A 23,831-nucleotide genomic window follows, 5' to 3' on the forward strand; every position below is an offset into this window, starting at 1 on the left:
GGGGGGGGGGGTGGGGGTGTCGTTGGCGTCGGGGCTGTTGTAATAGGTTCGGGTATTGTCGGGAGAGTCCTCCGAGGGGCGGGCCTGGTCGGAGCTGCCGTAGAGGAACAGGGGTTGGTCGGTGGCCTCGGGGTCGGGGACGAGCTGGCCGCCGCGGAGCGGCTGCGGGCGTCCCATCGAGTAGAGCGGCTGAGTCGGGGCGTTGCCGCCGCCGGTGGTGCGGTCGATCTTCTGGCCGCCGCCGATGTCGATGGTTTCACCGACGCCGTCGGAGACGCTGAACGGGAAGCGGATCGAGTCGACGACGACCATCGGGTTGCCTGGTCCCGGCGGCAGCAGGGGGTTGGCCGGCCGTCTCAGGTAGAGCCAGAAGTACAGGCCCTCGGGCCGGGCGGTCGGGTCGGCCTGATCGAAGGCCGGGTCGTCGTGCGGGGGGATCAGGTCCCAGGAGTTGGGGGTGTAGGTGCCGCCCGCCTCGTCGAAGTCTTTGTCGATCTCCGGCCAGGTGGTGGGGTTCGAGTCGCCGAGGTTGTCGGCGATGAGGTCGACGTCGGCCTTGGTGTAGCCGGTCGGGTTCTCCATCTTGATCCCGCCCATGGCGTAGACCCGGTTGGCGGCACCGCCGCCGCCGGGGCGGAGGTCGCCATCAGGCTGGATGGCCGGGATCACCGGGTTGAGGGCCGAGCTTCGGTAGTCGGCTTGGTAGGGAGCCAAGTCGAGGTTCCCCGAGCCGTCGTCGGTGCGGGTGGCCTTCTTGCCGGAGCCGACCAGCACCGGCTCGACCCGCCGCTGCGCGGCCGGGGCCGAGAGCTCATCGTCGCCGAGGACCGGGGCGATCACGTTGGCCACCGGAGGGAGCTGGCCGGTGGTCGGATCGGGCCGGACGTAGACCGGGTCGAACGACGCCTCGGACGGGTTGTAGGGTGAGTTCGGGTCTTCCTTAACGAGGACGAAGTCCCAGCCTTGCAGGTTCAGGTCGGTGGCGTCGGTGGTGCCGGGCCCGGCCTTGGTCAGCAGGTTGGCCAGCTCGATGTACATCCGGTTGGCGCGCTTGTTCCGGTCGGTCGGCGCGCCGGTGACGTTCTTGTCGGAGTAGTTGAACTGGAAGGCGAGCACTTCGTTCAGCGCCACCGGCTGGTATTCCATGCCGTAATGCCGAAGCGGGGAGGGCAGGACGTCGGGGTTGCCGTCGCCGTCGGTGTCGTAGCCGGAGTAGAGGGGGTCGACCGTGCCGTCGGCGCGGTAGGGCAGGTGGATCGACGGGGGCACATCGAGGTTCGACGTGGTGATCCGGAAGGCCGGCAAGTGCATCACGTCGGGGTTGTCCCAGATGGTGATGGCGTTGTCCGGGTCGCGGAAGTCAACGATGTTGACCACGAACTGCCCGAGCTTGGCCAGCTCCTGCGGCGAGTCGATCGCGTGCGGCGGCAGGATGAGCTTGAGCGTCTGGTAGGTTTCGCTGATCCACTTCTGCCGCACCGGCTCGAACGGGTCGTAGGAGTGCGGCAGCGGGTGGTTCAGGTTGATCCGTCGGCCGCCGTGGATGACCGAGGGGGAGGAGGCGCCCCGGCGGTTGGCGGCGTTGCCCCCTTCCTCGAAGGTGCCGCCGATCTCCCTCAGGCTGGCCGACGTCGCGAAGGTCGACCGGCCGGGGAACCGGGCGTTGAGCTGCGGCAGCGACTGCCTCGGGTCGTCGAAGGGGTTGCCGGGCACGGTCCGGTCGGGGAAGACGCGGGCCGGGTCGGCCGGGGCGAGGTACGGCGGGGCCAGCCCGGTCGGCTGGCTCCCCGGAGGCTGCGACAGGTCGTAGTAGCTGCCGGCCGGCAGCGGGGTGTTGGTCACCCGGTCCCACGGGTCGGGGTTGTCGTGGGCGAAGGCGTAGTCGATCCGGTCCCAGCTCTCGACGCTGAACAGGCGGCGCCGGGTCTGGGCGTCGGCCGCGTGCACGAAGCTGACGGCCGCCAGCTGGGACAGCCGGCTCTCCAGCGCATCGCCGTCCACGTCCTGGACGCGATAGAGCCACTCCAGGTCCTTCGGGCCGAACGGGGCGTCGGACTCATCCGGCCAGTACAGGTTCATCTCGTTCGGGTCGTTGAACAGCGGGCTGCCCAGCGGGTAGGTGTGCACGCCGGTGGTCGAGGTCGTGGCCAGGGTGGCCTGGCTGCCCATCGCGTTCAGAAACCCGTTCGGATCCCGGCGGAGCCGGCCGTTGGGGTTGGCGTTGATCGTTTCGCTGAAGGTGCCGATGTAGTCGGTGGTGCCGCCGCTGGCGGCGTACAGGTCGGTCGGCGGGTTGACTACCCCGGCGGCGTCTCTTGGGGTGCCGCCGTTGTTGCTCAGGTCGAACGGCATGGCGGCCATCAGGTGGCCGTGGGCGCCGGCCGGGTTGCTCAGCGCGGCGAAGCCGTGCGAGATGTTGTGCCGGTTGGCGGCCAGGGGGTAGAGCGGGTCTTGCGGGCCGCCGGCGTTGGGGATCAGCCGCTCGGTGGCCGGGTTCCGGGAGACGACGTCGACCGTGCTGGCGTCGTCCACGTCCAGCGGCACGCCGGGGGGCCGGAAGTAGTGCAAAAAGCCGACGCGACCGCGGTCGTCCGGGCCGATGTCGAAGGGGACGATCGGGTCGGTCGCCAGCGGTCGGATCACCGGAGCCCGGTCGTATCGGGTGACCTGGCCGATGCCGATCGGGTCGATCGGCGTCACGAAGCGCCGGATGCGCTCCGAGGTGAGCATCGGCATGTTCGAGGCGTCTCGGGCGTCGGATCGGAAGCTGATGATCCCCGGGGGGGTGGTCGAGCTGTCGATCGGCGCCGCCTCGGGGCCGGAGGCCGAGAGGCTCCCCTGGCGGGTGGTGTAGGGGGGGTAGAAGTCGTAGGAGTCGAGGTTGTCGTCGATGCCGTCGACCAGGTATCGCCCGTCCGGGTAGGGGGACTGCCCGGGGCGGACGGGGTTGGGCAGAATCGCGCCCCCGGCGCTGCCCATGATGCCCATGGTCACGCGAGTGGCGCTGAAGTTCAGCGAGCGGTGCAACGCGGGGGAGATGACATCGGTGGCCGGGTCGTAGGGGAAGACCCTCAGGTCGTCCGGCAGGGCGTCGGCCTCTCCCCAGCGGCCGGCGACCCGGTCGCTGTTGGAGCGGTCGACGGCGGTGGCCCCGCCCCCCAGGATCGCCAGGTCGGCCGGGTCGGTCACGTTGTTCTGGAAGCGGACGGGGTTGCCGTCGACGCGCACGACGTTCTGCTCGCCCGAATCGTTGTTCGGGTTCGGCCTCGTGCCGGTGAGCAGGTTGCGCAGTTGGGTCAGGCTGACGGAGATGTGCCGGACCCCGGCATACGTGGCGTTGTCGAACTGGGAGTTCAGCGGCTTGGCGTCGTCGGGGACGTTCAAGCCGGTGTTCGGGTCAAAATACTCATCGTACTCGTTTTGCAGCGCGTACTTCGGGTTGATCTCGCTGGGGGAGAAGCCCAGGTGCGAGGCGTGGTCGAACAGCGGCAGGCCGGCCTCGTCGAAGTTCGGCGTGTTCGGGTCGTCGACCGGGAGCCGGGCGTTCAGGTTGCCGGCGGTGTTCAGCGGCAGTCGGCCGTTGAGGCCCAGCACCATGAAGGCCGCCAGCGGCTTGTACAGCCGGCCGTCGGTGGAGCGCTGCACCGGGAAGCCCACGTCGAGCCAGACCGAGTCGGTGATGCCGTCGCCGTCGTTGTCGACGTCGTACTCGATCTTCCCGGTGGTGGCGTCGGGGGTCAGGTCGCTGAAGCCGGCGGTCGGGTGGTCGACCGGCCGGGGGCGGAGGATCTTGGAGATCGCCCGCACGGCCCGGCGATACTGGGCGGTCCCCGGCGTGAGCGTGCTCGGGTGGGGCACGTTCATGTCCGTCAGGCCATACGTCGGGCTGACCGGGTTGTTGTCCACCGCGAGGATTCCCGGCCGGTGGAACGAGGGGATGACGGTGTTGCCGTCGGCGCTCTGAACCGCGAGGAACCAGTTCTCCAGGTCGGGGGCGTCGTAGTCCTCGTCGGCCGCCAGCAGGTTGACGTTGAAGGGCACGGGGCGGTAGTTCGGGTCGCCCAAGAGCAGCCCGCCGCTGACCCGGAAATTGGCGAACTGGCCCGGGTTGCGGTTGCCGGGGTCGTCGTCGGCGGTGCCGGGCAGCCCGTCGGGGCCGTTCATCGCCGCTTCCACGTTGGTCCGAAACGCCGCCGTGCCGGTGCCGTTGAAGGCGTGGCGGAACCGGCCGTCGAGCGAGAACACCGAATTGACGGTCGGCGCCCGCAGGCCCACCCCCTGGTGCGTGGTGTTCGGCCGGTGCGAGCCGGTGATCCGGAACGAGAAGGTGGAGCCATTGGTCGTCACCGCCGCCACCTCGAACGTCTGCGCCACGGTGGCTCCCAGGCCGGGGATGGTGAGGATCCAGCCCTCGAAGTTGTAGCCGGCGTAGATCGGGACGTTCGTGGCGATGTCCCAGGACGCCGGCGCGACCCCTCCCGTGGAAACCGGCGTGACGGCCGTGATCGTCGGGAACGAGCCGTCGGGGTTGAGGTTGTAAATCCCGTTGTCGGCCGCGTCGTTGCCGTACATGTCGCGCTTCAGGCCGTGGCCGTAGAGCGCGGACATGGGGTTGGTCGTGTCGTTGATCAACTGGCGGATGGCGTACTGGATCAACTGGTCGGCCGGCGGGCGGTTGAGCTTGGTGCTGTAGTACAGCGCGGCGCTCTTGGCCTGGCCGCTGAAGGTGGCGAACGACACGCCGATGATCGCCAGCAAGCCCAGCATCGAGAGCACGAGGATCAGCACCACGCCGCGTCGGCGACGGGCCGGAGATCGGGGACGGCGGGCGAGCATGGGACGCTTCCTTTCGACGGGACCCGGAGGGCTCGGGATCGGTGTCCGAACGGCCGGCGAGTCGGAATGGATCGGGGAGCGGCCCGACGACGGCCGCCGAGCGGCCGGCCGCCGGGGGCCGGTTCGCGTCAGAGCTTGTCGGTGAAGTCCTCCCGGACCGTGATCACCTTCAACAAGGTGTCGTCCGGGGTGGTCAGGCGGATCTGGATCTGGATCCCCCGCAGCGGAGCCGGGTACGGCGGCGGGTACGACGGGTAGAGCGGCCGACCTTGGTAGGGCGGGTGCGCCGTGGGATCGATCCCGTGGAGCGGGGCGAACGCATAATCGGTCGACCAGGTGTCCCAGACCCGCCGCAGCCGAACCGTGCCGGCGCTGTCGTCTCCGATGTTGTTCCGGCCGGGGATGACTCCCGAGTCGCCGAAGACCCGCTCCATTTGATAGTCAATCCGGTTGTCGGAGGTCAGCGGGGGGATGCGGCCCTCGTGCCCCAGGGTGATCGTCTCGCCCGGGAAGGTGACGGTCACGTCATTCTTGACGTTCGGCGACGAGGCGTAGCCAAGGTCGTAGTAGTCGGTCGTCAGGTTGATCCCGGCGAGCTGGCTGTAGGCGGGGGCCCTGGGATCGAGCACCTTCACGTCGAAGCTGCGGACGTTGGTGGCGATCAGGTCGTCCTGCCAAGAGGAATTGAGCAGGGTCGGGTCGCTGGCCAGGGTCGGATCCTGGTTGGGCGCCAGGTAGGGGTCGCCGGCGCCGTCGGAGTACCACGGGCCCAGTGGCGGGAGCTGAGGCGGGAGCCGGTTCGGGAGTCCTCCGGCTCGGGCCTGCCAGGAGAGGCCATACGCCTGATAGCGGCGGCGATCGGCGGGGGTCGGCACGGTGCCGAAGAACTCGTGATACATCAGCCGCTTGTTGGCGGCGGTCCAGTTGATGCTCCTCGTCTCCGCCCAGGTGGGGAAGCCCCAGTAGGTGAACCGCTCGCCGGGAGGGATGGTCCAGTTGATCTCCGGCTGAAGGTCGTCGCCGACGAGGTTGTCCCCCGTTTGGAGCGGGGCATGATTGACCCGGGTTCGATTGCTGCCGTCGATCGTGTTCACATAGGTGATCGTCGTCCCGTCGTGAATCTCCCCCACGCTCAAGGGCGTGCCCACCGAGTAGGCGGAGGGGAAGACAAACGGGAAGGCAAGCGTGTCGAGGTTGTCGTCGGCCGATGCCGGCCGGCCGGGGCGGAGCGGAGCGTTGTTCGGGTAGAGCGTGGGGTAGAAGTCGGCCACGCCGTCCGGGGACAAGCCTCCGCTCCCGAAGAAGTCGTCGATCGTCCCGTCGCCGCCGGGGGTCGGGTTTCCTCCGCTGTTGGTCAGCAGGTCGTTGAAGAACCGGGGGCGGGCGAAGCGGTTGTGGCGGTTGGTTAGGTCGCCGAGCGTGTTCGGGATGGGCGGAGCGTCGTTCTGCGGCGAGACCGATTCCGAAGGCCGCACCGAGATGTCGTTCGCTCCCTGCCAGCTCACCTCCGGCTCGTTGGCGCCGGAGAGGGAGAAGCCGTCGAAGCCGGCGTTTCCGAAGCGGTAGGCCCCTGCGACGTGGGAGTCGAAGTACAGCCTCTGGTTCGGGGCGACCAGCAGCACGCGGCGGTAGAGGTTGCCGTTGCGGAGGAAGTAGATGACCTCGGCGGTGTCGCTGGTGACGGTGGTCGGGGCGTAGCGGACCTGGCCGGCCAGCGCCGTGCCGTTGGGCCAGAAGCCTCGGGGAAGCATGACGCGGCCGGTGAACGGCTGGCCGACCGGAGCGCGGACGGTGAAGGCGAGGTAGTCGTCGGTGTCTTCGCCCTGAGCGTCGGCGAAGGAGTTCTCGCCGTACTCGAAGTAGCCGAGGTTGTCGTCGGGGTTCAGCGGCGGGGTGAACCGGGCGGTGGCGCCGCGGAGGTCCTGGATGAGGGTCGTTTCCAGGCGCCGGGCGACCCCGGCCAGCTCCTGGTCCTTCTGCGCGCCGGTCATGGCGCCGGTGGCCGCGGTGAAGACGGCGACGATGATCGACATGACGATCAGCATCAGCGCGATCGACACCAACAGCTCGACGAGCGTCAGGCCCCGGCGGCCGCGGGGGGAGGTCGGCCGCACTGTCGGACATCGCATGACGGATCCCTCGCTCACTCGCCCGCCGCGGGCGGCCCCTCGTTCGTGAGATGGGCCGGGCCGGTTCGGATCGGGTCGGGTCGCCTCACCGGCTGTACAGGACGACGGGGAAGACGTTGACGACGTATGGATTGATCAGCGCCGCCTCCGGCACCGCCGACGAGACGCCGCCGCTGCCATCGGGGACGAGCCGGGTCTTGGCCTGCACCGGCGTGTCGATCCGCACGATGATCCGGCGGTGGCCCGCCACGTCCGGGTCGATCTCCACCTCGCCCTTCTGGACGATCCGGTACCAGTGCACCCGCTGCCCGGGATACCGGGCGCCGTTCCAGCCGGTCAGCGGGTTGTCGGGCAGGTAGTTCCGCGTCAGCGGGATCGGCCTGCCGCTCGGGTCGCTCGGATAGGAGCTGACGACCGCTGGGGTCGTTTCTTGGTACCGCTCATAGGTCACGTCGGCGATGAAGTCTCCCACCCGGACGAGCGGGTCCGGCATGCTGGCCGGCCAGCGGAGGAGCACGCTCCGGTCGTCGGCGGCGCTGTACCCGCCGGTGATCCCCGGCGCCTGGGGAGCGGGGATCAGGTCGAGCCCCGCGGCGCTGCTGGTGTATCCCCAGATGGCCTCGACCACCCGCTCGCCGGTGGGGACCAGATAGGTGTTTCCATCCAGCGGGCTCACCACCGGGTCGAGACCGATCGGCCGCTTGTGGAAGACGACGATGTTCCCCTCGAAGGTCGACGGGTCGCCGGCCACTCCCAGGCGGCCGGTGATCATCCAGGTGAAGTCCCACTCCCGCTCCGAGGAGTAGCCGGCCGTCGGGTCGAAGTCGGCGGGCACGACCGGGCTGCCGCTCTGGCCCGATTCGTCTCCGGTGATGACCGGGTCGTCGATCGAGCTAAAGATCTTCCCCGCCACCTCGGCGATGTTCAGCAGGGCCGGATTGGTCGACGGCAGCGAGTACGTGTACGGCCAGGGGTACGACGGGTCGTAGGGCTGGAAGTTGGTGATCCGCTGCAGCCCGTGTGCCGACGGCGGGTTGTTGCCAGTGGACCTCACGAAGCCGATCCCCGAGCCGAACCTCCCCTCCGAGCCGAGGTTGCCGCGCAGGCCGGTGGGCGTTTGCACCGGGGTCTGGCCCTCGGTGAGGTAGTGCGTCGTCGACCAGAACAGCGGGTCGTAGGCCACCGGCAGGCCCGGCGTGAAGAACGAGGCCGCCACCCCGGCGAGCACGTCGTTGTTGATCGTGTCGAAGTCGTGCGTCAGCGGGGTGATCGTGAATGGGAACCCGGCCCGCTGGGCCCGACCATTGAGCTGGATCCAGGGCTGGTACCACACCAGGCGAGGGTCGAGGAACGCGTCGGGGTTGAGCAGCCCGCCGGCGTACTCCGTGCTGCGGACATTCGCGTCGGCCATGGCCGACTGCGCGAGGATCGTCGACCGAGAGGCCCGCGTTGCGTCCCTCATGCGCAACAGGCCCAGGGGGAACAGCGTGGCGAGTGAAACCATGCCGATCCCCATGATCATGATGGCGATCAGGATCTCGGTCAGCGTGATGCCGGCTCGCGCCCGGCTGCGGCGGCTCGTCATGGCGATCACCTTCCCGTCACCTGGGATTGGCGGGCTTCCGTGTAGGGGATCTCTCGCTTGAAGGCACGCACGGCTGTGCTGTCGCTCGGGTCGAAGACTCCGAAGCTCGGAACCTCGCTGACCGAGGCGTACCCCGAGGTCGGCGAGATCGTCACCAGCCGGCGCTCCCCCTGAAGCACCTTCGAGCCCGGGCCGTTCGATTCCCTCGGCAGCGGCAGGAGCGGCCATTCGAGGGTCATCGGCGTCGACGGATCGGGATCGACCGGCGCCGCCACGTCCTCCCGAGACGCGATCCAGAGGAAAAACAGCGGGTACTCCGCGTCCAGTGCCCGGGAGAAGCCATACGGTGTCGACGGGATGACCTGGCCGTTCGGGTAGATCACCAGGTCCAGATACCCCGTCACCGGGTCGATCGGCACCCGAGACCGCTCTGATCGGGTCAATGGGTCCAAATCAAGATCAAGTTCACTCGTCGTCAGGTCGATCACCGCCCCGGTCGGCAATGCGTACTCCCGGGCATCGGTCGCCACGCTCGGCCGTCGGGAGATGACGTAGCGGTTCCGGGGCGGGGTCGCAACCCCCAACAGCGCTGGGTCGTCCAGCGGGATGGGCGCGGCTCCCAGGTCAGTCAGCGGGACGACGCCGGGCATGCCGGTGCCGGCGTAGGGCTCGTTGGTCCCGTTGGACCCCATCGTATACCCGTTCACCCTCGCGAAGCGGAACGCCGAGTCTAGGATCGGCGCATCCTCCTCGTATTCGACATAGGTGACGGGCAACCCCGAGCTTGGCGCCACAAAGAGCAACTCGGCCGGTTCATCGATGAAACCGTTGCCGTTGTTGTCCACCCCGTCGTAGCCGGGGTCAATGACCTCGTCGCCATTGTCGTCGACGCCGTTGAAATGGGGATCGGTGTAGCCGCCGATCAGGGGATTGCTCGGAGGGTCGGGGTCGTCCCGGCCGTTGACGATGTAGAGGATCTCGAACTGGGTGTTCGTGGGCAGGGCTCGAACCGTCGTGCCGATCGCCAGGTTGCCCGTCTGGTTGACGAACCGCTCGGGATTGCGGCTCGCGGGGCCCAGGGTGATCGGGCCGGAAACGAGGTACTCGTTGCCGGCTCCATCGAGACGGACTCGTTCGCCCTGGCGGATGTTGAAATACCAGGACGTCGGCGCGATAGGCAGCTTGTCGTTGTCGAGCTTGGCGCCATAAAGGGCCAGCCGGCGGATCTGGTCGTTGGGTACGACCCCGGCCGGGATGAACGGAGGCGTCCAGATCTCGACGATCGGGATCACCAGGCCTTCGGAGTAGTTTGGTGGAGTCGTGAGGGTCAGCATCCGATTGGATGCCACAACTCGGGAGGAGAAATCCGTGAGATCCGGATCGGGGACGAAGCGGATTCCCTGGGGCTGGCCGGTGCCGGTGGCGCGGTCTCGGCTGAGCTTGAAGTTGCCCTGGACGAGGTTGGCGGCCTCGCTGACCTCGCGCTCGGCGAAGGCGACGTAGGCGGTCGGCAGCGTGGCGGCGCTGACCAGCAGGATGATGGCGATGACGACCAGCAGCTCGGTCAGGGTCATCCCCGAGGGCCGAGGCGTTCGCGGCGCAAGCATCAGCGTCCTCCCGAGCCGGTGGAGTTGAGGGCGTGGTTGGTCAGGTCGTCCAGGCCCCAGGCATTCTGGATCAGGTCGGTCGCGTCCTCGGTCGCGATCCCGATCGGGGCTCCGCTCGGCCGGGGGAGCTGGTACAGCGCCATCCGCTGGCCCGGCACGCCTGCCTGATCGATCGTGGCCGGCCCGGCGTTGCCCGGCTCCGAGAACGACCGGTCGGTCCTCGCCCACGCGTCGGTCTGCGCCGCCTGCCCTTCGATCAGGTTCATCCGAGCCGCGAACCCCGCCGCCTGAGCCGGTGTGAACCAATTGCTCGGCGGGGCCCCCGGCACCACGTCCTGGCCGGCTTCGGTGTAGGTCACTCCGTAGCTGCCCACCCCGTACTGCTTGTCGGGACCCGCCGAGAGAATCAGGTGCTTGAAGAAATATGCTCTCCGGCGGTAATATGCGGTGCGATCCCAGTAGTAACCTGGAGGGTGGGGTGGGGAAGGGTTCTCGTCCGCATGTGGGTCGACAACACTGAAGAAGAGTTGCTGGAAATGATTTGCGCGATCACTCATGTTTGCTGAGGTCGCCTCGGACTCATCGTTGGGAAGATTCGCTAGGTTGACCCACCATGCGGGCGACACGAGTAATTGATTCGGGTCGAGCGGGTTCTCCTCGCGCGGCTCGACAAGATTCGAATAAGAACTTGACCCCTTTTGCAACCCCCGCCCGCCGCCGTAGTTCGAGATGAAGTAAACCGGCCAGCGGTAGAATTGCAGCGGGCGGCCCCAGGCGTCGACGAACTCCAGCAGCCCGTCGCCGTCGGTGTCCCGCACTTCCTTGTCCGTGAAGTCGTCCGGGCTGAAGACGCTGCCCAGCGGCCCGACGCCTCCGACCAGGATGGCGTAGAGCATCTCCGAACGCGCCGTGATGTGCTGATGGGCCGAGAGCTTGGTCTGAACCGCCGAAACCAGCGCTGAGAAGTCCGACGAGGAGAGGCCCATTTCCGTCTGATCGAGCTCGTCGATCAGCCCGTCACCGTCGTCGTCCACCCCGTTGTAGCCTCGGGGCGGGTAGCCGAGCTGCCGGGTCAGGCTGCCGATCGCCGCGTAAGACGCACCGAAGATCCCGGCACCGCCGTCGGGGAGTCGGAAGTTCCGCCGGGGATTTCCGGTGGTGAATCCGGGATCCGCCGTCAATCCGGTGATCTCGCCGAGGAGGGTCGGCAGGACGGCGCCGCCGACCGCATCGAACGTTCGGTCGTTGATGTTGTAGCGCTGATTGATCGTCAGCCCGTGCCCGATCGGGAGAAGCTCGCGGGCGTAGTTGAGGGGGATCGTCGGGAAGGTGGAGGCCGCCGTCGGATTCGGCGTCAGCGACTCGGGCTTGAACGGGATCCCGGCGAAATTCAGCGGGTAGAGCGGGTCGGCCTGGACGAAGAAGACATCGGGCAGCTCGCGCTTGATGGAATCGATCTGGGCGATGAGCTGCGCCCTCGGCTCGGATTCGACGAGCTGGACGAGGTCGGGGTTTCCGTTGGGGACGGCGACCGACATGGCCAGCAGCCGGTGCCCGTTGTTCGGCTGGGCCCGCTGGAGGAGCAGGCCGTCGAGCCGGTCGGAGATGGCGACGTCGAGCTTGGCGATCAGCGACTGGGTGGCGCGCTCGTTGGCCCGCCGCACCCCCTCCCAGGAGGCGGCGAGCAGGAAGGACGTCAGGATGCCGATGATCACGATCACGACGCCCAGCTCCACGAGCGTGAAGCCGTCGTCGCGCCGCCTCGGTCCGGTGGTCATGACGTTCTCCCCCTGCGATCGGCCTGCGGGTCGTCTGGCGAGCATTCCGGGCGACTCCGATCAGTCGAGCGTGCCGTTGGCGAAGTTGGTCACGTTGTCCCGCTCCCGCTTCACGTCGGCGCCCCCGGCGGCGGGCAGGCGGTCGCCATCGGTGGTTTCGACGTACTGACCGCCTGGCCCGTAGGCCCGGTCTCGCCCCGCCGAGATGATCTGGAACGATTGCGGGTTCTGGAACGTCGCCGGCTTCTGGCCGGGTGGTGCCGGCACGCTGCTGGTGTACGGATTCGGCAGCGGCGAGGCGGTCGTCCGCGACGGCCCCCCACTGGCGATGACCGGGAAGGAGACCGAGAACGGCGTCACCAGCGACCCCGTCTCATTGATCGGCGCGAGGTTCACGTCGTTCGGGTCGTACCCCGAGCCGCCGTAGGAGCTGAAGTAGGCGAAGTACCGCCCCGCCGGTCCCTTGCCGAGCGGATCGATGTAGCCCGGGATGCCGTCGCCGTCATCGTCCACCAGGCGGTCGGGATTGAACTCGAAGAACGGCTGGACGCGGTTCTGCGCCCCCGCGTTCGGCGTCCCGTTCGGCTGGTAGGCCGGCATGAACGGGTTCCTCGGGTTGGAGGAGAATCCGCCCACCCCCTCGAGTGTGAACGGGTTCATGTTATTCAAGCTGGTGTGCGTGGGGATGCCACCCAGGAAGAACACCAGGCATTCGTGCCCTTCCAGATAGATCACCCCCGGGTCGATGTTGCCGTTGCCGTTGATGTCATACGAGGCGACCTGGCTCGACCCGGGAGAGAAGACCGCCTTCGGAAAGAGCTTTCGCATGTAATTGATCGACCGCTGCGCCAGGGCGTCGTAGGAGATGTCGGCAACGGTTGGATCCGGGATCTGCGGGTTCCCGCCGATGTTCGGGAATTGGTCGGTGTAGGTCATCCCGGTGAAAAAAGGCGGGGGGCCTCCCGATCCCACGGCCAGGGCGCCCGTCTCGGAGAGCACGATCCGGCTCGGCGGGTATTCCTGGTACTTGTTCTTGAAGCTGGCCAGGGCCGCGGCCAGCGTGTTGATCTCGGCGGCGGTGCGGGCGTCGTTGGCCCGGTTCACGGCCGCCCAGACGGCCGGCACCAGCAGCGCGATCAGGACGCCGATGATCGTGATCACCACGAGCAGTTCGACGAGAGTGAAGCCGGTCCGACGGCGTCGCGCGGGGGTCATCGTCGCGTCCTCCGAGTGCGGAAAGGCCGGCGCGAGCGCCGGGGCCGGGAACATCTACGGGCGATCGGCTGAAGATGGGACACCGAGATTCACGAATGTTGCCGTCGATTCGACCGATCCGGTTCCTCCGCCGCCGGGGCGCCTGCCCGGCCCGCTCGGTGCGGAGGGCGGGCCGGCCCCGATCGCCGGGCCGGGGGCTTGCAGGCACGGGGGGAGGCAGGCGGGGAGGGGGGCACGACTCGTCGCGAGCGGGGAAGGGGACGGTCGGGTCCGCCGCCCCCCGGGCTCGGGGCCGGGGGGGGCGGCGGGGGCGATGCGACTCGGTCGGGGATCAGCCCGACAGTTCGCTGATCAGCTTAATCAGCGGCATGAACAGCGCGATGACGATGAAGCCGATGATGCCGCCGAGGGTGACGATCATGATCGGCTCGAGCAGGCTCACCAGCGACTCGACGGCCGCCTCCACCTCCTCGTCATAGTTGTCGGCGATCTTCATGAGCATGACATCAAGCTCGCCGGTTTCCTCGCCGACGTCGATCATGTTCACGACGATGTCGTCGACGATCCGGGCCTCTCGGAGCGGCTGGGCGATCGTCTCGCCCTCTCGGATCGAGTCGTAGATGCGGTTGAAGGCCCGCTCGAAGACGGCGTTGCCGGCGGTGTCCCGGACGATGTTCAGCGATTCGAGGATCGGCACGCCGGAGGTCACCAGGGTGCCTAGCGTCCGCATCGTCCGGCTGACGATCGACTTCTCCAGGATGGTGCCCATCACGGGGATGAGCAGCTGGATGCGGTCGCCGATGTAGGCGCCGGTCTTGCTCCGGTAGAGCAGTTTGACGAACACCCACCAGATCGCCGGGATCAGCGGGGCGAGGTACCAGTATTCGACGACGACGTGGCTGGCCTTGATCAGGAACTGGGTCATCTGCGGCAGGTCGACGCCGAAGTCGATGAAGATGGCCTCGAACTGCGGCACGATCCAGTACATGATGAAGCCGACGATCAGCACGGCGACGAAGATGACCACCACGGGGTAGACCATCGCCGACTTGATCCGCCGCTTCAGCGACTGGCTCTTCTCCTTGAAGTCCGCCAGGCGCTGGAGGATCGCCTCCAGGGCGCCGCCGGCCTCGCCGGCCTTGACCATGTTGCAGTAGAGCCGGTCGAAGCACTTGGGGTGCTTGGCCATGGCCTCGGAGAGGGTGGCTCCGCTCTCGATGTCTTCGATGACATCGGCCAGCGAGTTCTTCAGGACGCCGGGCTTGGCCTGCCCTTCAAGGATCTTCAGGCTGCGGAGGATCGGCAGGCCGGCGTCTTGCAGGGTGGAGAGCTGCCGGGTGAAGGTGGTCAGTTGCTTGGCCGAGACCTTGCCGATGGTGAACGACTTCTTCTTCCGCCGGCCGCCGGTGGGCCGCCTGGTGGCGGTGGCCCCCTTCTTGCCCCCTTTCTTGGCGGCGCGCTCGCTGATCTTGGTGACGAAGAAGCCCTTCTGCCGGATGAGCTGTTGGGCCTCTTCCTGCGTCGCCGCGTCGATGGTGTCCTTCACCTCCTTGCCGGTGTGGTCCATCGCCTCGTACTGGAAGGTCGGCATGGCCTCGGGTCTCCTTCGGGTGGGCCCGGCGGGGCGGCCGGGACGATGTCGGGCTCGGGCTCGGCTCGGAGTGGGGGCGGCGAAGACGGATGACACCAGCGCGATGACGGAGCAGGGGGCGGGCCGGGGCGTCGGCCTTCCTTCGGTCTGTCGCTGGCGATTGGCCCTCGGGGCGGACCGGGCGGCTCGTGGTGGTCGCTGGTCGAGCGGGCCGAGGGGAGGGGGGTCAGTCCTCGGTGATCGTGGCCTTGAGCACTTCCTCGATGGTCGTCAGACCATTGTCGATCGCCTCCAGGCCCGACTCGCGGAGGGTCTGCATGCCGTGCTTGCGGCAGGCCTCGCGGAAGTCGTCGAGGGAGGCCTCCCGGATGATCATGTCGCGGAGCGTGTCGTTCATGACGACCAGCTCGTAGAGGCCCATGCGGCCCTTGTAGCCGGTGTTGTTGCAGCGGTCGCAGCCTCGGCCGTAGAAGAACTTCTGCCGCGCCCCCTGCTCGGGGGTGAGGCCCAGCTCCATGAGGATCTCTTCGCTCGGTCGGAACTCGGTGCGGCAGCTGTTGCAGATCCGTCGCACGAGGCGCTGGGCGAGCACGCCCTCGACCGTCGCCGTGATCAAAAACGGCGGCACGCCCATGTCGCGCAGGCGGGTGACGGCCGAGGGGGCGTCGTTGGTGTGCAGCGTGGTGAAGACGATGTGGCCGGTGAGTGAGGCCTGGATGGAGATCTCGGCCGTTTCCAGGTCCCTCGTCTCGCCGACGAGGATCTTGTCCGGGTCCTGCCGGAGGATGGCGCGGAGGCAGGCGGCGAAGGTGACGCCGATCTCCGGGTTGATCGGCACCTGGATCAGGCCGTCGATGTCATACTCGACGGGTTCCTCCGTGGTGATGATCTTATCTTCGATCGTGTTCAACTCGTTGAGCGTGGCGTACAACGTGGTTGTCTTGCCCGAGGAGGTCGGGCCGGTGACCAGGACGATGCCGTTGGGCTTGTGCACCAGTTCCCGCCAGCGCTTGAGGGTGGCGGGGGTCATGCCGATCTTCTCGAGGTCAAGCTGCACGACCGTGCGGTCGAGGATCCGCAGCACGACCGACTCGCCGAACATCGTCGGCAGGGTCGAGACCCGGATGTCGACGGAGTTGCCGCCGATGTTCAGCTCGATCCGGCCGTCCTGCGGCAGCCGGCGCTCGGCGATGTCGAGGTTCGACATGACCTTGATGCGGCTGGCGATCGCCGGCGCCAGGTGCCGGGGAGGCGGGACGAGCTCGTAGAGCACGCCGTCGACCCGGTACCGCATCTTGTACTCATCTTCGAACGGCTCGAAGTGGATGTCCGACGCCTTGTCCTTGATCGACAGCAGCAGCACCATGTTCAGCAGCTTGCGGACCGGAGCCGCCTCGGCCATCTCCTCGATGGCCTCCAGGTCGATGGTGTTCTCGTTGCGGTTCTGGAACCGCGAGAGGTCTTTATCCAACTCGATCTGACGGATGACGTCGTTGAGCGACTCGGCGGAGCTGCCCGCGTAGACCTCCTCGATCTTGGCCATCACCTCCGACTCGGCGGCGATGACTCCCTTGACCTCGACGCCGAGGAACGAGCGGAGGCTGTCCAGCGTGGCCGGGTTCTGGGGCTCGGCCATCGCCACGGTGATGGACTTGTCCTTGCGGCCGACGGCCACCGGGACGACCTTGAAGGCCTCGGCCATCGACTGGTTGACCGCCTCGATCGCCTCGGGAGGGATGGTCGTGTCCGACAGCTTGATGACCTTCATCCCCAGCTGCTCGCCCAGGGCGCGCAGCACGTGCTCCTCGCGCACCAGGCCAAGCCGAACGGCCACCTTGCCGATCAGCTCATTCTCCGAGCGCTTCTGCTCCTCGAGAACCTTCCAGAGGGCTTCCTCGTCGAGGTAGCCCATGTCAACGAGGATCGTGCCGAGTCGTCGGGCCATGCGAGCATCCCTTCGTGCGGTTGGGGGGGGGGGGGGGGGGGGGCTTGCGCGACGCGCTGGGCTGGGCTGGGGGTCAGCGCTTCTTGGTCGGCTCCTCCTCTTCCTCCTCCTCGTCCATCTCGTCGAAGATGCCCTTCTTGGCCAACTCGATCCGCTCCCGGAGTTCGTTGGGCTTGCGGGCCTTGTAGATGATCTCGTTCTCCTCGACGATCCCTTGCCGCCAGAGGTTGAAGAGCGAGTCATCCATCAGGATCATGCCGTGCTTGCGGCCGGTCTGGATCGACGAGTCGATGCGGTAGGTCTTGTTCTCGCGGATCAGGTTGGCGATGGCCGGGGTGACGACCAGGCACTCGTAGGCGGCCACCAGCCCCTTGGGCTTGCGCGGCAGCAGCGTCTGGGCGAGGATGCCGATGATCGCCACGGAGAGCTGGGTGCGGATCTGGTCCTGCTGTTCCTTGGGGAAGACGTCGATGATGCGGTTGACGGTTCCCTCGGCCGAGTTGGTGTGCAGGGTGCCGAAGACGATGTGGCCGGTTTCGGCGGCGGTGATGGCGGCGGAGATGGTGGCCAGGTCGCGCATCTCGCCGACGAGGATGATGTCCGGGTCCATCCGCAGGGCGCGGCGGATGGCCTCGGGGAAGTCGGGCACGTCGATGCCGATCTCGCGCTGGTTGACCAGGCTCTTGTTGTGCTTGTGGAAGTACTCGATCGGGTCCTCGATCGTGATGATGTGGCGGTCCATGTTGTTGTTGATCCAGTTGATCATGGACGCCAGGCTGGTCGTCTTGCCCGAGCCGGTGGGCCCGGTGACGAGGATCAGCCCGCGGGGGCGCTGGATCAACTCCTCCATGACCCAGGGCAGGCCGAGCTGCTCGAAGGTCAGGAACTCGTTGGGGATCCGCCGCAGCACCAGGCCGACGTTGCCGCGCTGCTTGAACACGGCGACCCGGAACCGGGCCATCTCGCCGAAGGCGAAGCCGAAGTCGGTGCCGCCGACCTCCTGGAGCTCCTGCTGGCAGCGCTCCGGGGTGATCGACTTCATCAGGGCGACGGTGTCCGGCGGTTCGAGGACTTTGGTCGCCAGCGGCCGCATGTGACCATGCAGGCGCAGCATCGGCGGGCTGCCGACCGTCAGGTGCAGGTCGCTCGCCTTCTGGGTGCAGACCGTCTGGAGCAGCTTGTCGATCAGCAGCGTGCCCATGGCCGCGTGGATCCTCTCGTCGGTGGCGATGGCGGAAAATGGGGTCAGCCCCGGCGCCTGGGCCGGGGCTTGACGTTGTCTCGTTTCCTGACTGTCCGCGTGAAGGCTGACGACTGAAGAAGACTTGCGACGGGAGGACCCGGAGAGCGGGTCGCCCCATTATTCGGGGCGATCTCCCGTTGGATCAAGGAGCGAACCCCCCCTCGGTCCCCGTCCCGGCCGGTCCTCGGGCCCCGAGCGGGGGGATCGCCTGGGGGGGGAGGAGCGGGATCGCTCCCCCTGGGCCGAGGAGCCGGTCCTGGAGGAGGGAGGAGGCTCCCTCGGCCCGGCGCCGGCTCAGCCCCCGGAGGAACCGGCGTCGTGGTGGGTGATCCGGAGCACCTCGTCGATGGTGGTGATCCCCTTGAGGGCCTTGATCATCCCGTCCTCGAAGAGCGTGCGCATCCCCTGCTTCCGGGCCACCTTGCGGATCGCCTGGGTCGATTCTCCCTTGAAGGTCATCTCGCGGATCTGGCTGGTCATCATCATCAGCTCGTAGATGGCCAGCCGGCCGCGGTAGCCGGTCTTGTTGCAGTGGGCGCAGCCCTTGCCGCGCATGAAGTTGGCCTTCGAGGCGATCTCGGGACGGATCCCCAGCCCCTGGAGCAGGTGGGCCGGCGGCTCGTACTTGGCCCGGCACTTGGGGCAGACCTTGCGCACGAGCCGCTGCCCCATGATGCCGATGATCGAGCTGGCGACGAGGAACGGTTGGACACCGATGTCGATCAGACGTGTCAAGGCGCTGGGCGCATCGTTCGTGTGCAATGTACTGAAAACCAAGTGTCCTGTCAGTGAGGCCTGGATGGCGGTGTTCGCCGTCTCCTCGTCCCGGATCTCGCCGACCAGCAGGATGTTCGGGTTCTGCCGGAGCATGGCCCGGATGATCCGGGCGAAGGTCATCCCGATCTTGGCCTTCACCTCGCACTGGTTGATGCCGGGCAGGTAGTACTCGACCGGGTCCTCGGCCGTGATGATCTTCACATCCGGCCGGTTCAGCTCGTTGAGCGAGGCGTACAGGGTGGTCGTCTTGCCCGAGCCGGTCGGCCCGGTGACCAGGAGGATGCCGTTGGGACGCTTGATGAGGCTCTGGTAGCGCTTGAAGTCCTCCTCGCCGAAGCCCAAGTCCTTCAGGCTGACCTTGATGTTGTCCCGGTCCAGGATCCGCATGACGATCGACTGGCCGTGGTTGGTTGGGAGCACGCTTACCCGCAGGTCGATGTCTTTACCGGCGACGTGCACCTTGATCCGGCCGTCCTGGGGGCGGCGTTTTTCGGCGATGTCGATCGAGCCCATGATCTTCAGGCGGCTGATGATCGGGCCGAGCAGGCGGCGGGGGGGGCTTTCGATTTCCTGGCAGACCCCATCGATTCGGTACCGGATGCGGATCCGGTCGGCGAAGGGTTCGATGTGGATGTCGGAGGCCCGCATCTGGACCGCCTTCTCGAGGATCAGGTTGACCAGGCGGATGACTGGGGCGCTGTCGTCTTCCTCGGCGCCTCCCACGCCCTTGCCGGCGGCGATGTCGTCGGCGTAGTCGATCGCCGTGTCGGTGAACTCCTGGAGCATGGAGTCGACCGACTCCGACTCGGTGGTGGCCGAGCCGTAGTAGCGGTTGATGGCCTCGACGATCGCCTCGCGGGGGGCCAGGGCGATGGCGATTTCGCGGTTGAGCACGAACCGGAGCTTGTCGAGGGTCTCGAAGTCCATCGGGTCGTGCATGATGACCTTGATGGCGCCGCCCTCCTGGGCCAGCGGCATCACGACGTTTTCTCGGGCGAGCGATTCGGGCACTAGCTCGACGACCTGCGGGGGGATCTCGATCTCGCGCAAGTCGATGTAGTCCAGGCCGTTCTGCTCGGCCTTGGCCTTGGTGATCTCCTCGACGTCGGCGTAACCGAGGCGGACGAGCGACTCTTCGATCGGGCCGCTCATGCCCCGGGCTTCGACGATCTGGTCGGCGCCGACGATGCCCCGCTTGACGAGGATGTCGGTCCAGTCCTTGGTCTGTTTGGCCATGGCGTAGGGACTCCGGACGGCGGGTCGCTCACGCGCGGACGGGGCTCGGGAGGCGGTCCGGCGGGGCGCAGGGCGACGTGCGATCGGGACGAGGGCCCGGGGTTCGGGACCGGGAGTCGGCCGGAGGCGATCCGGCCGGGAGCGAGGACGATGGAAGACAAGGCGATGGCTGGGAGATTCCCGGGCGTCGGACGATGACCGAGATGAGGAGGATGGATCGGCCTGAGCCTAGCACGGCGCGCCGGGCCAGGCAAGCGCCCGGGAGGAGACGCCGGGGGGCCCTGCTGGCGGCGGTGCCCGGAAACGACATCACCCCCGGTCGGCCGCGCGGGGGGGGCCGATCGAGGGCTTCCTGTTGGACGTCGGCGGCCGGGGGAGAGTTCCCGGGGGGGGCGGGGACGCCGGTCGGGGGGGTGGGTCCGGATCACGAGGCACCTCGCACCGTGGATCGGGGTGGGGTCCTCGCCGGTGGCCGATGGGCCGGGCGGCCGTCGCCCGGGGGGCGGCCCCCCTCCCGACGCCGGGGGGGCGCGGGGAGGGGGGGAAGGCGGGGGGTCATCCTCCCGCCGATGGGCATTATCGGTCTCGGGAGATGGTCTGGCCCATGTTGATCGCGGCCTGGGCGGCGGCGAGCCGGGCGATGGGGACTCGGAACGGGGAGCAGGAGACGTAGTCGAGCCCGACCTTGTGGCAGAAGGCCACGCTGGCCGGGTCGCCGCCGTGCTCGCCGCAGATGCCGATCTTCAGGTGCTGGCCGTGCTTCTCCTGGCGGGAGGCCCTCCCCTTCTCGACCCCCATCGCGACGAGCTGGCCGACGCCCTCCTCGTCGAGCGACTGGAACGGGTCTTCCGGCAGGATCTTCTTCTCCAGGTACGTGCCCATGAACGACTTGATGTCGTCCCGGCTGTAGCCGAAGGTCATCTGGGTCAGGTCGTTGGTGCCGAAGGAGAAAAACTCGGCGTGCTCGGCGATCCGGTCGGCCGTCAGCGCGGCGCGGGGGACCTCGATCATGGTGCCGATGAGGTACTCGACCTCGGTGCCGGCCTTGGCGATCGTCTCCTTGCAGACGCGATCGGTTTCGGCCTTGAGCAGGGCCATCTCCTCGACGGTTCCGACCAGCGGGATCATGATCTCGGGCAGGACCTCGATCCCCTTCTTCTTGACGGCGATGGCCGCCTCGATGATGGCCCGGACCTGCATCTCGAGGATCTCGGGGTAGCGGACCGCCAGGCGGCAGCCGCGGAAGCCGAGCATCGGGTTGGCCTCGTGGAGCTGCTCGACGCGGGCCTTGACCTTCTCGACGTCGATCCCCAGTTGGTCGGCGACCTCCTGCTGACCGGCCTCGTCGTGCGGCAGGAACTCGTGCAGCGGCGGGTCGAGCAGGCGGATGGTCACCGGCAGGCCGGCCATGGCCTCGAAGATGCCGATGAAGTCATCCCGCTGGTAGGGCTCCAGCGCGTCGAGGGCCTGGCGGCGGTCGGCCTCGGTGTCGGCCAGGATCATCTTGCGCATGTCGACGATGCGCTGGCCCTCGAAGAACATGTGCTCGGTCCGGCAGAGGCCGATCCCCTCGGCGCCGAACTCGCGGGCCTTGGCCGCGTCTTTGGGGTTATCGGCGTTGGTCCGGATCTTGAGGGTGCGGTACGAGTCGGCCCAGCCCATCAGGACGGCGAAGTCGCCGGCCATCTTGGGGGGGATGGTGGGGACCTCGCCGATCATGACGTCGCCGGTGGTGCCGTTGATCGTCAGGTAGTCGCCGGCCTTGACGGCGGTACCGTTGACGAAGATCTGGCCGGCCTTCTCGTCGATCCGGACGGCCTCGCAGCCGACGACGCAGGGCTTGCCCCAGCCCCGGGCGACCACCGCGGCGTGACTGGCCTTGCCGCCGGTGGAGGTGAGGATCCCGACGGCGGCGTCCATGCCGGCGACGTCCTCGGGGCTGGTCTCCTTGCGGACCAGCAGCAGCGGGACCTTCGGGTTGGCCTCTCGCTGGCGGACGGCCTCCTCGGCGGTGAGAACGACCTTGCCGCAGGCGGCGCCGGGGCTGGCGGCGATCCCCCGGGCGGCGGGCTTGACGTCGGCCTTCGGGTCGAGCTGCGGCAGCAGCAGGTGGTTCAGGCTGTCGGGGTTGACGCGCTGGACGGCGGTCTTCTCGTCGATCAGCCCTTCCTTGACCATGTCCACGGCGATCTTGACCGCCGCGGTCCCGGTCCGCTTGCCGGTCCGGGTCTGGAGCATGAAGAGCTTGCCGTCCTCGATGGTGAACTCGATGTCCTGCATCTCCTTGTAGTGCGACTCCAGCTTCTGCCGGATGTCGAGGAGCTGCTGGTAGACGGCGGGCATCTCCTTCTCGAGGTCGGCGATGTGCTCCGGGGTGCGGATGCCCGCGACGACGTCCTCGCCCTGGGCGTTGATGAGGAAGTCGCCGTAGAAGACGTTCTCGCCGGTGTTCGGGTCCCGGGTGAAGGCCACGCCGGTGCCGGAGCTGTTGCCGGTGTTGCCGAAGACCATGGCCTGGACGTTGACGGCCGTCCCCTTCAGCCCGGTGATCTTCTCGATCCGGCGGTACTCGATCGCCTTCTTCCCCATCCAGGAGCGGAAGACCGCCTCGACCGCCTTCCAGAGCTGCTCCATCGGGTCTTGGGGGAACCCGGCGCCGACGGCCTTCTCGTAGACGGCCTTGTAGCGCTTGACCAGCTCCTTCAGGTCGTCGGCCCCCAGCTCGGTGTCGAGCTTGACCCCCTTCTGGTCCTTCAGCGCCTGGAGCTCGTGCTCGAAGTGCTCGTGGTCGACTCCCATGACCACCGAGCCGAACATGTCGATCAGGCGGCGGTAGCCGTCGTAGGCGAAGCGGGGGTTGCCGGTCTTCTTGGCCAGGCCCTCAGTCGAGGCGTCCGACAGGCCGAGGTTCAGGATCGTGTTCATCATGCCCGGCATCGACAGGGCGGCGCCGGAGCGAACCGAGACCAGCAGCGGGTTGGTCGGGTCGCCGAGCTTCGAGCCGTACTCGGCCTCCATCCGGGAAAGAGCCTGCTCAACCTGGGCGGTCAGGCCCTCGGGGAGCTTCCGGTCATTCTTATAGTAAAGGTCGCAGACCTCGGTGGTGATGGTGAAGCCGGGAGGGACGGGAATGCCGATGGAGCTCATCTCGGCGAGGTTGGCCCCCTTGCCGCCGAGCAGATCCTTCATCTGGGCCGTGCCCTCGGCCTTCCCGCCGCCGAAGGAATAGACGTACTTCTGGGGGTCGGACATCGGATGCGAACGCTCCCGTTTCGCCCTGGACCGCCGGCGCCCGGCCCCGAAGCCTCCACGCGAGGACCCCATCGCCCGGGACCGGCGCAAGACAAGCGCAAGTCCATGAAGAGGTAGAGCTTAACGAGCGATCCCCGGTCCGTCAAGCCGCCCGGCGGCGGCGGCCGGGGGGCGATCGGCCCGCCGGGGAGCGTCGGGACGGGGGGGGGGAGCCGCGGCCTCGGTCCGGGTCCTCGGCAGCGGCCGATCCGGGGCCGACCAACCCGGCCCAGGGCGGACGGCTCCCCTCCGGCGGGCCGGTCGTCCCTCCGGCCGGGAATCGACGCCGCAAACGTGAGCGCGGCCCAGGGAGGCGCCCGCAAGGCCGCCGCTCGGCGCCGCTCGGCCCCAACCCCTGGCCGCTCGTTGCCCCGGCCCTCGATCGGAGGAACGGCCCGCCGACCGAGCCGACCGGCATCAGTCGCCCCGGGACGGCCGGCAGCGATCGCGTCGGGAGCGGCTCGGAATCGGGCCGGTGCGCTCGACCGCCTCGGGGAGCACGGGGCTCTGTCGCAAAGAGAGCCGAAATGGGGGTGGGCCCGGTTGACAGTTTCGATGGAAGGGGAGGCACCTTCGTGGTGGACTGGGTCACAGCGAC

The 23,831-nt window shown here is 67.9% G+C and carries 10 protein-coding genes and 1 pseudogene; all 11 read right to left on the reverse strand.

Annotated features, from left to right (window positions below):
- Positions 1–4,836 (reverse strand): annotated as a pseudogene (locus TsocGM_RS24015) (hypothetical protein); the annotation flags it as partial.
- 128 nt (positions 4,837–4,964) lie between these two features.
- Complete coding sequence (locus TsocGM_RS24020) at positions 4,965–6,965, reverse strand: PulJ/GspJ family protein (protein ID WP_126728011.1); 2,001 nt, start codon at positions 6,963–6,965, stop codon at positions 4,965–4,967.
- A gap of 85 nt (positions 6,966–7,050) precedes the next feature.
- Positions 7,051–8,550 (reverse strand): type IV pilus modification PilV family protein, encoded by a 1,500-nt coding sequence (locus TsocGM_RS24025; RefSeq protein ID WP_126728012.1) that lies wholly within the window; start codon positions 8,548–8,550, stop codon positions 7,051–7,053.
- Positions 8,551–8,555: 5 nt separating this feature from the next.
- On the reverse strand, positions 8,556–10,157 hold the full coding sequence (locus TsocGM_RS24030; RefSeq protein WP_126728013.1) for a pilus assembly FimT family protein: 1,602 nt from the start codon (positions 10,155–10,157) through the stop codon (positions 8,556–8,558).
- On the reverse strand, positions 10,157–11,980 hold the full coding sequence (locus TsocGM_RS24035) for a type II secretion system protein (RefSeq protein ID WP_126728014.1): 1,824 nt from the start codon (positions 11,978–11,980) through the stop codon (positions 10,157–10,159). Before TsocGM_RS24035 ends, TsocGM_RS24030 begins: the two co-directional genes overlap by 1 nt.
- A 15-nt stretch (positions 11,981–11,995) precedes the next feature.
- A complete protein-coding gene (locus TsocGM_RS27410) occupies positions 11,996–13,150 on the reverse strand; it encodes a type II secretion system protein (RefSeq protein WP_233579161.1) in 1,155 nt (384 codons plus the stop codon).
- A 331-nt stretch (positions 13,151–13,481) separates the two neighbouring features.
- Positions 13,482–14,741, reverse strand: a complete 1,260-nt coding sequence (locus tag TsocGM_RS24045) for a type II secretion system F family protein (protein ID WP_126728015.1) — start codon at positions 14,739–14,741, stop codon at positions 13,482–13,484.
- A gap of 226 nt (positions 14,742–14,967) precedes the next feature.
- Positions 14,968–16,686 (reverse strand): GspE/PulE family protein, encoded by a 1,719-nt coding sequence (locus tag TsocGM_RS24050; RefSeq protein ID WP_126728016.1) that lies wholly within the window; start codon positions 16,684–16,686, stop codon positions 14,968–14,970.
- 73 nt (positions 16,687–16,759) lie between these two features.
- Entirely contained in the window at positions 16,760–17,887 is a 1,128-nt protein-coding gene (locus TsocGM_RS24055) for a type IV pilus twitching motility protein PilT (protein WP_126728017.1), read from the reverse strand.
- Positions 17,888–18,223: 336 nt separating this feature from the next.
- Entirely contained in the window at positions 18,224–19,942 is a 1,719-nt protein-coding gene (locus TsocGM_RS24060) for a GspE/PulE family protein (RefSeq protein ID WP_126728018.1), read from the reverse strand.
- A gap of 576 nt (positions 19,943–20,518) precedes the next feature.
- On the reverse strand, positions 20,519–23,194 hold the full coding sequence (gene ppdK / locus TsocGM_RS24065) for a pyruvate, phosphate dikinase (RefSeq protein ID WP_126728019.1): 2,676 nt from the start codon (positions 23,192–23,194) through the stop codon (positions 20,519–20,521).
- Positions 23,195–23,831: the final 637 nt, after the last annotated feature.

This window comes from Tautonia sociabilis (genome assembly GCF_003977685.1).
Taxonomy (GTDB): Bacteria; Planctomycetota; Planctomycetia; order Isosphaerales; family Isosphaeraceae; genus Tautonia; species Tautonia sociabilis.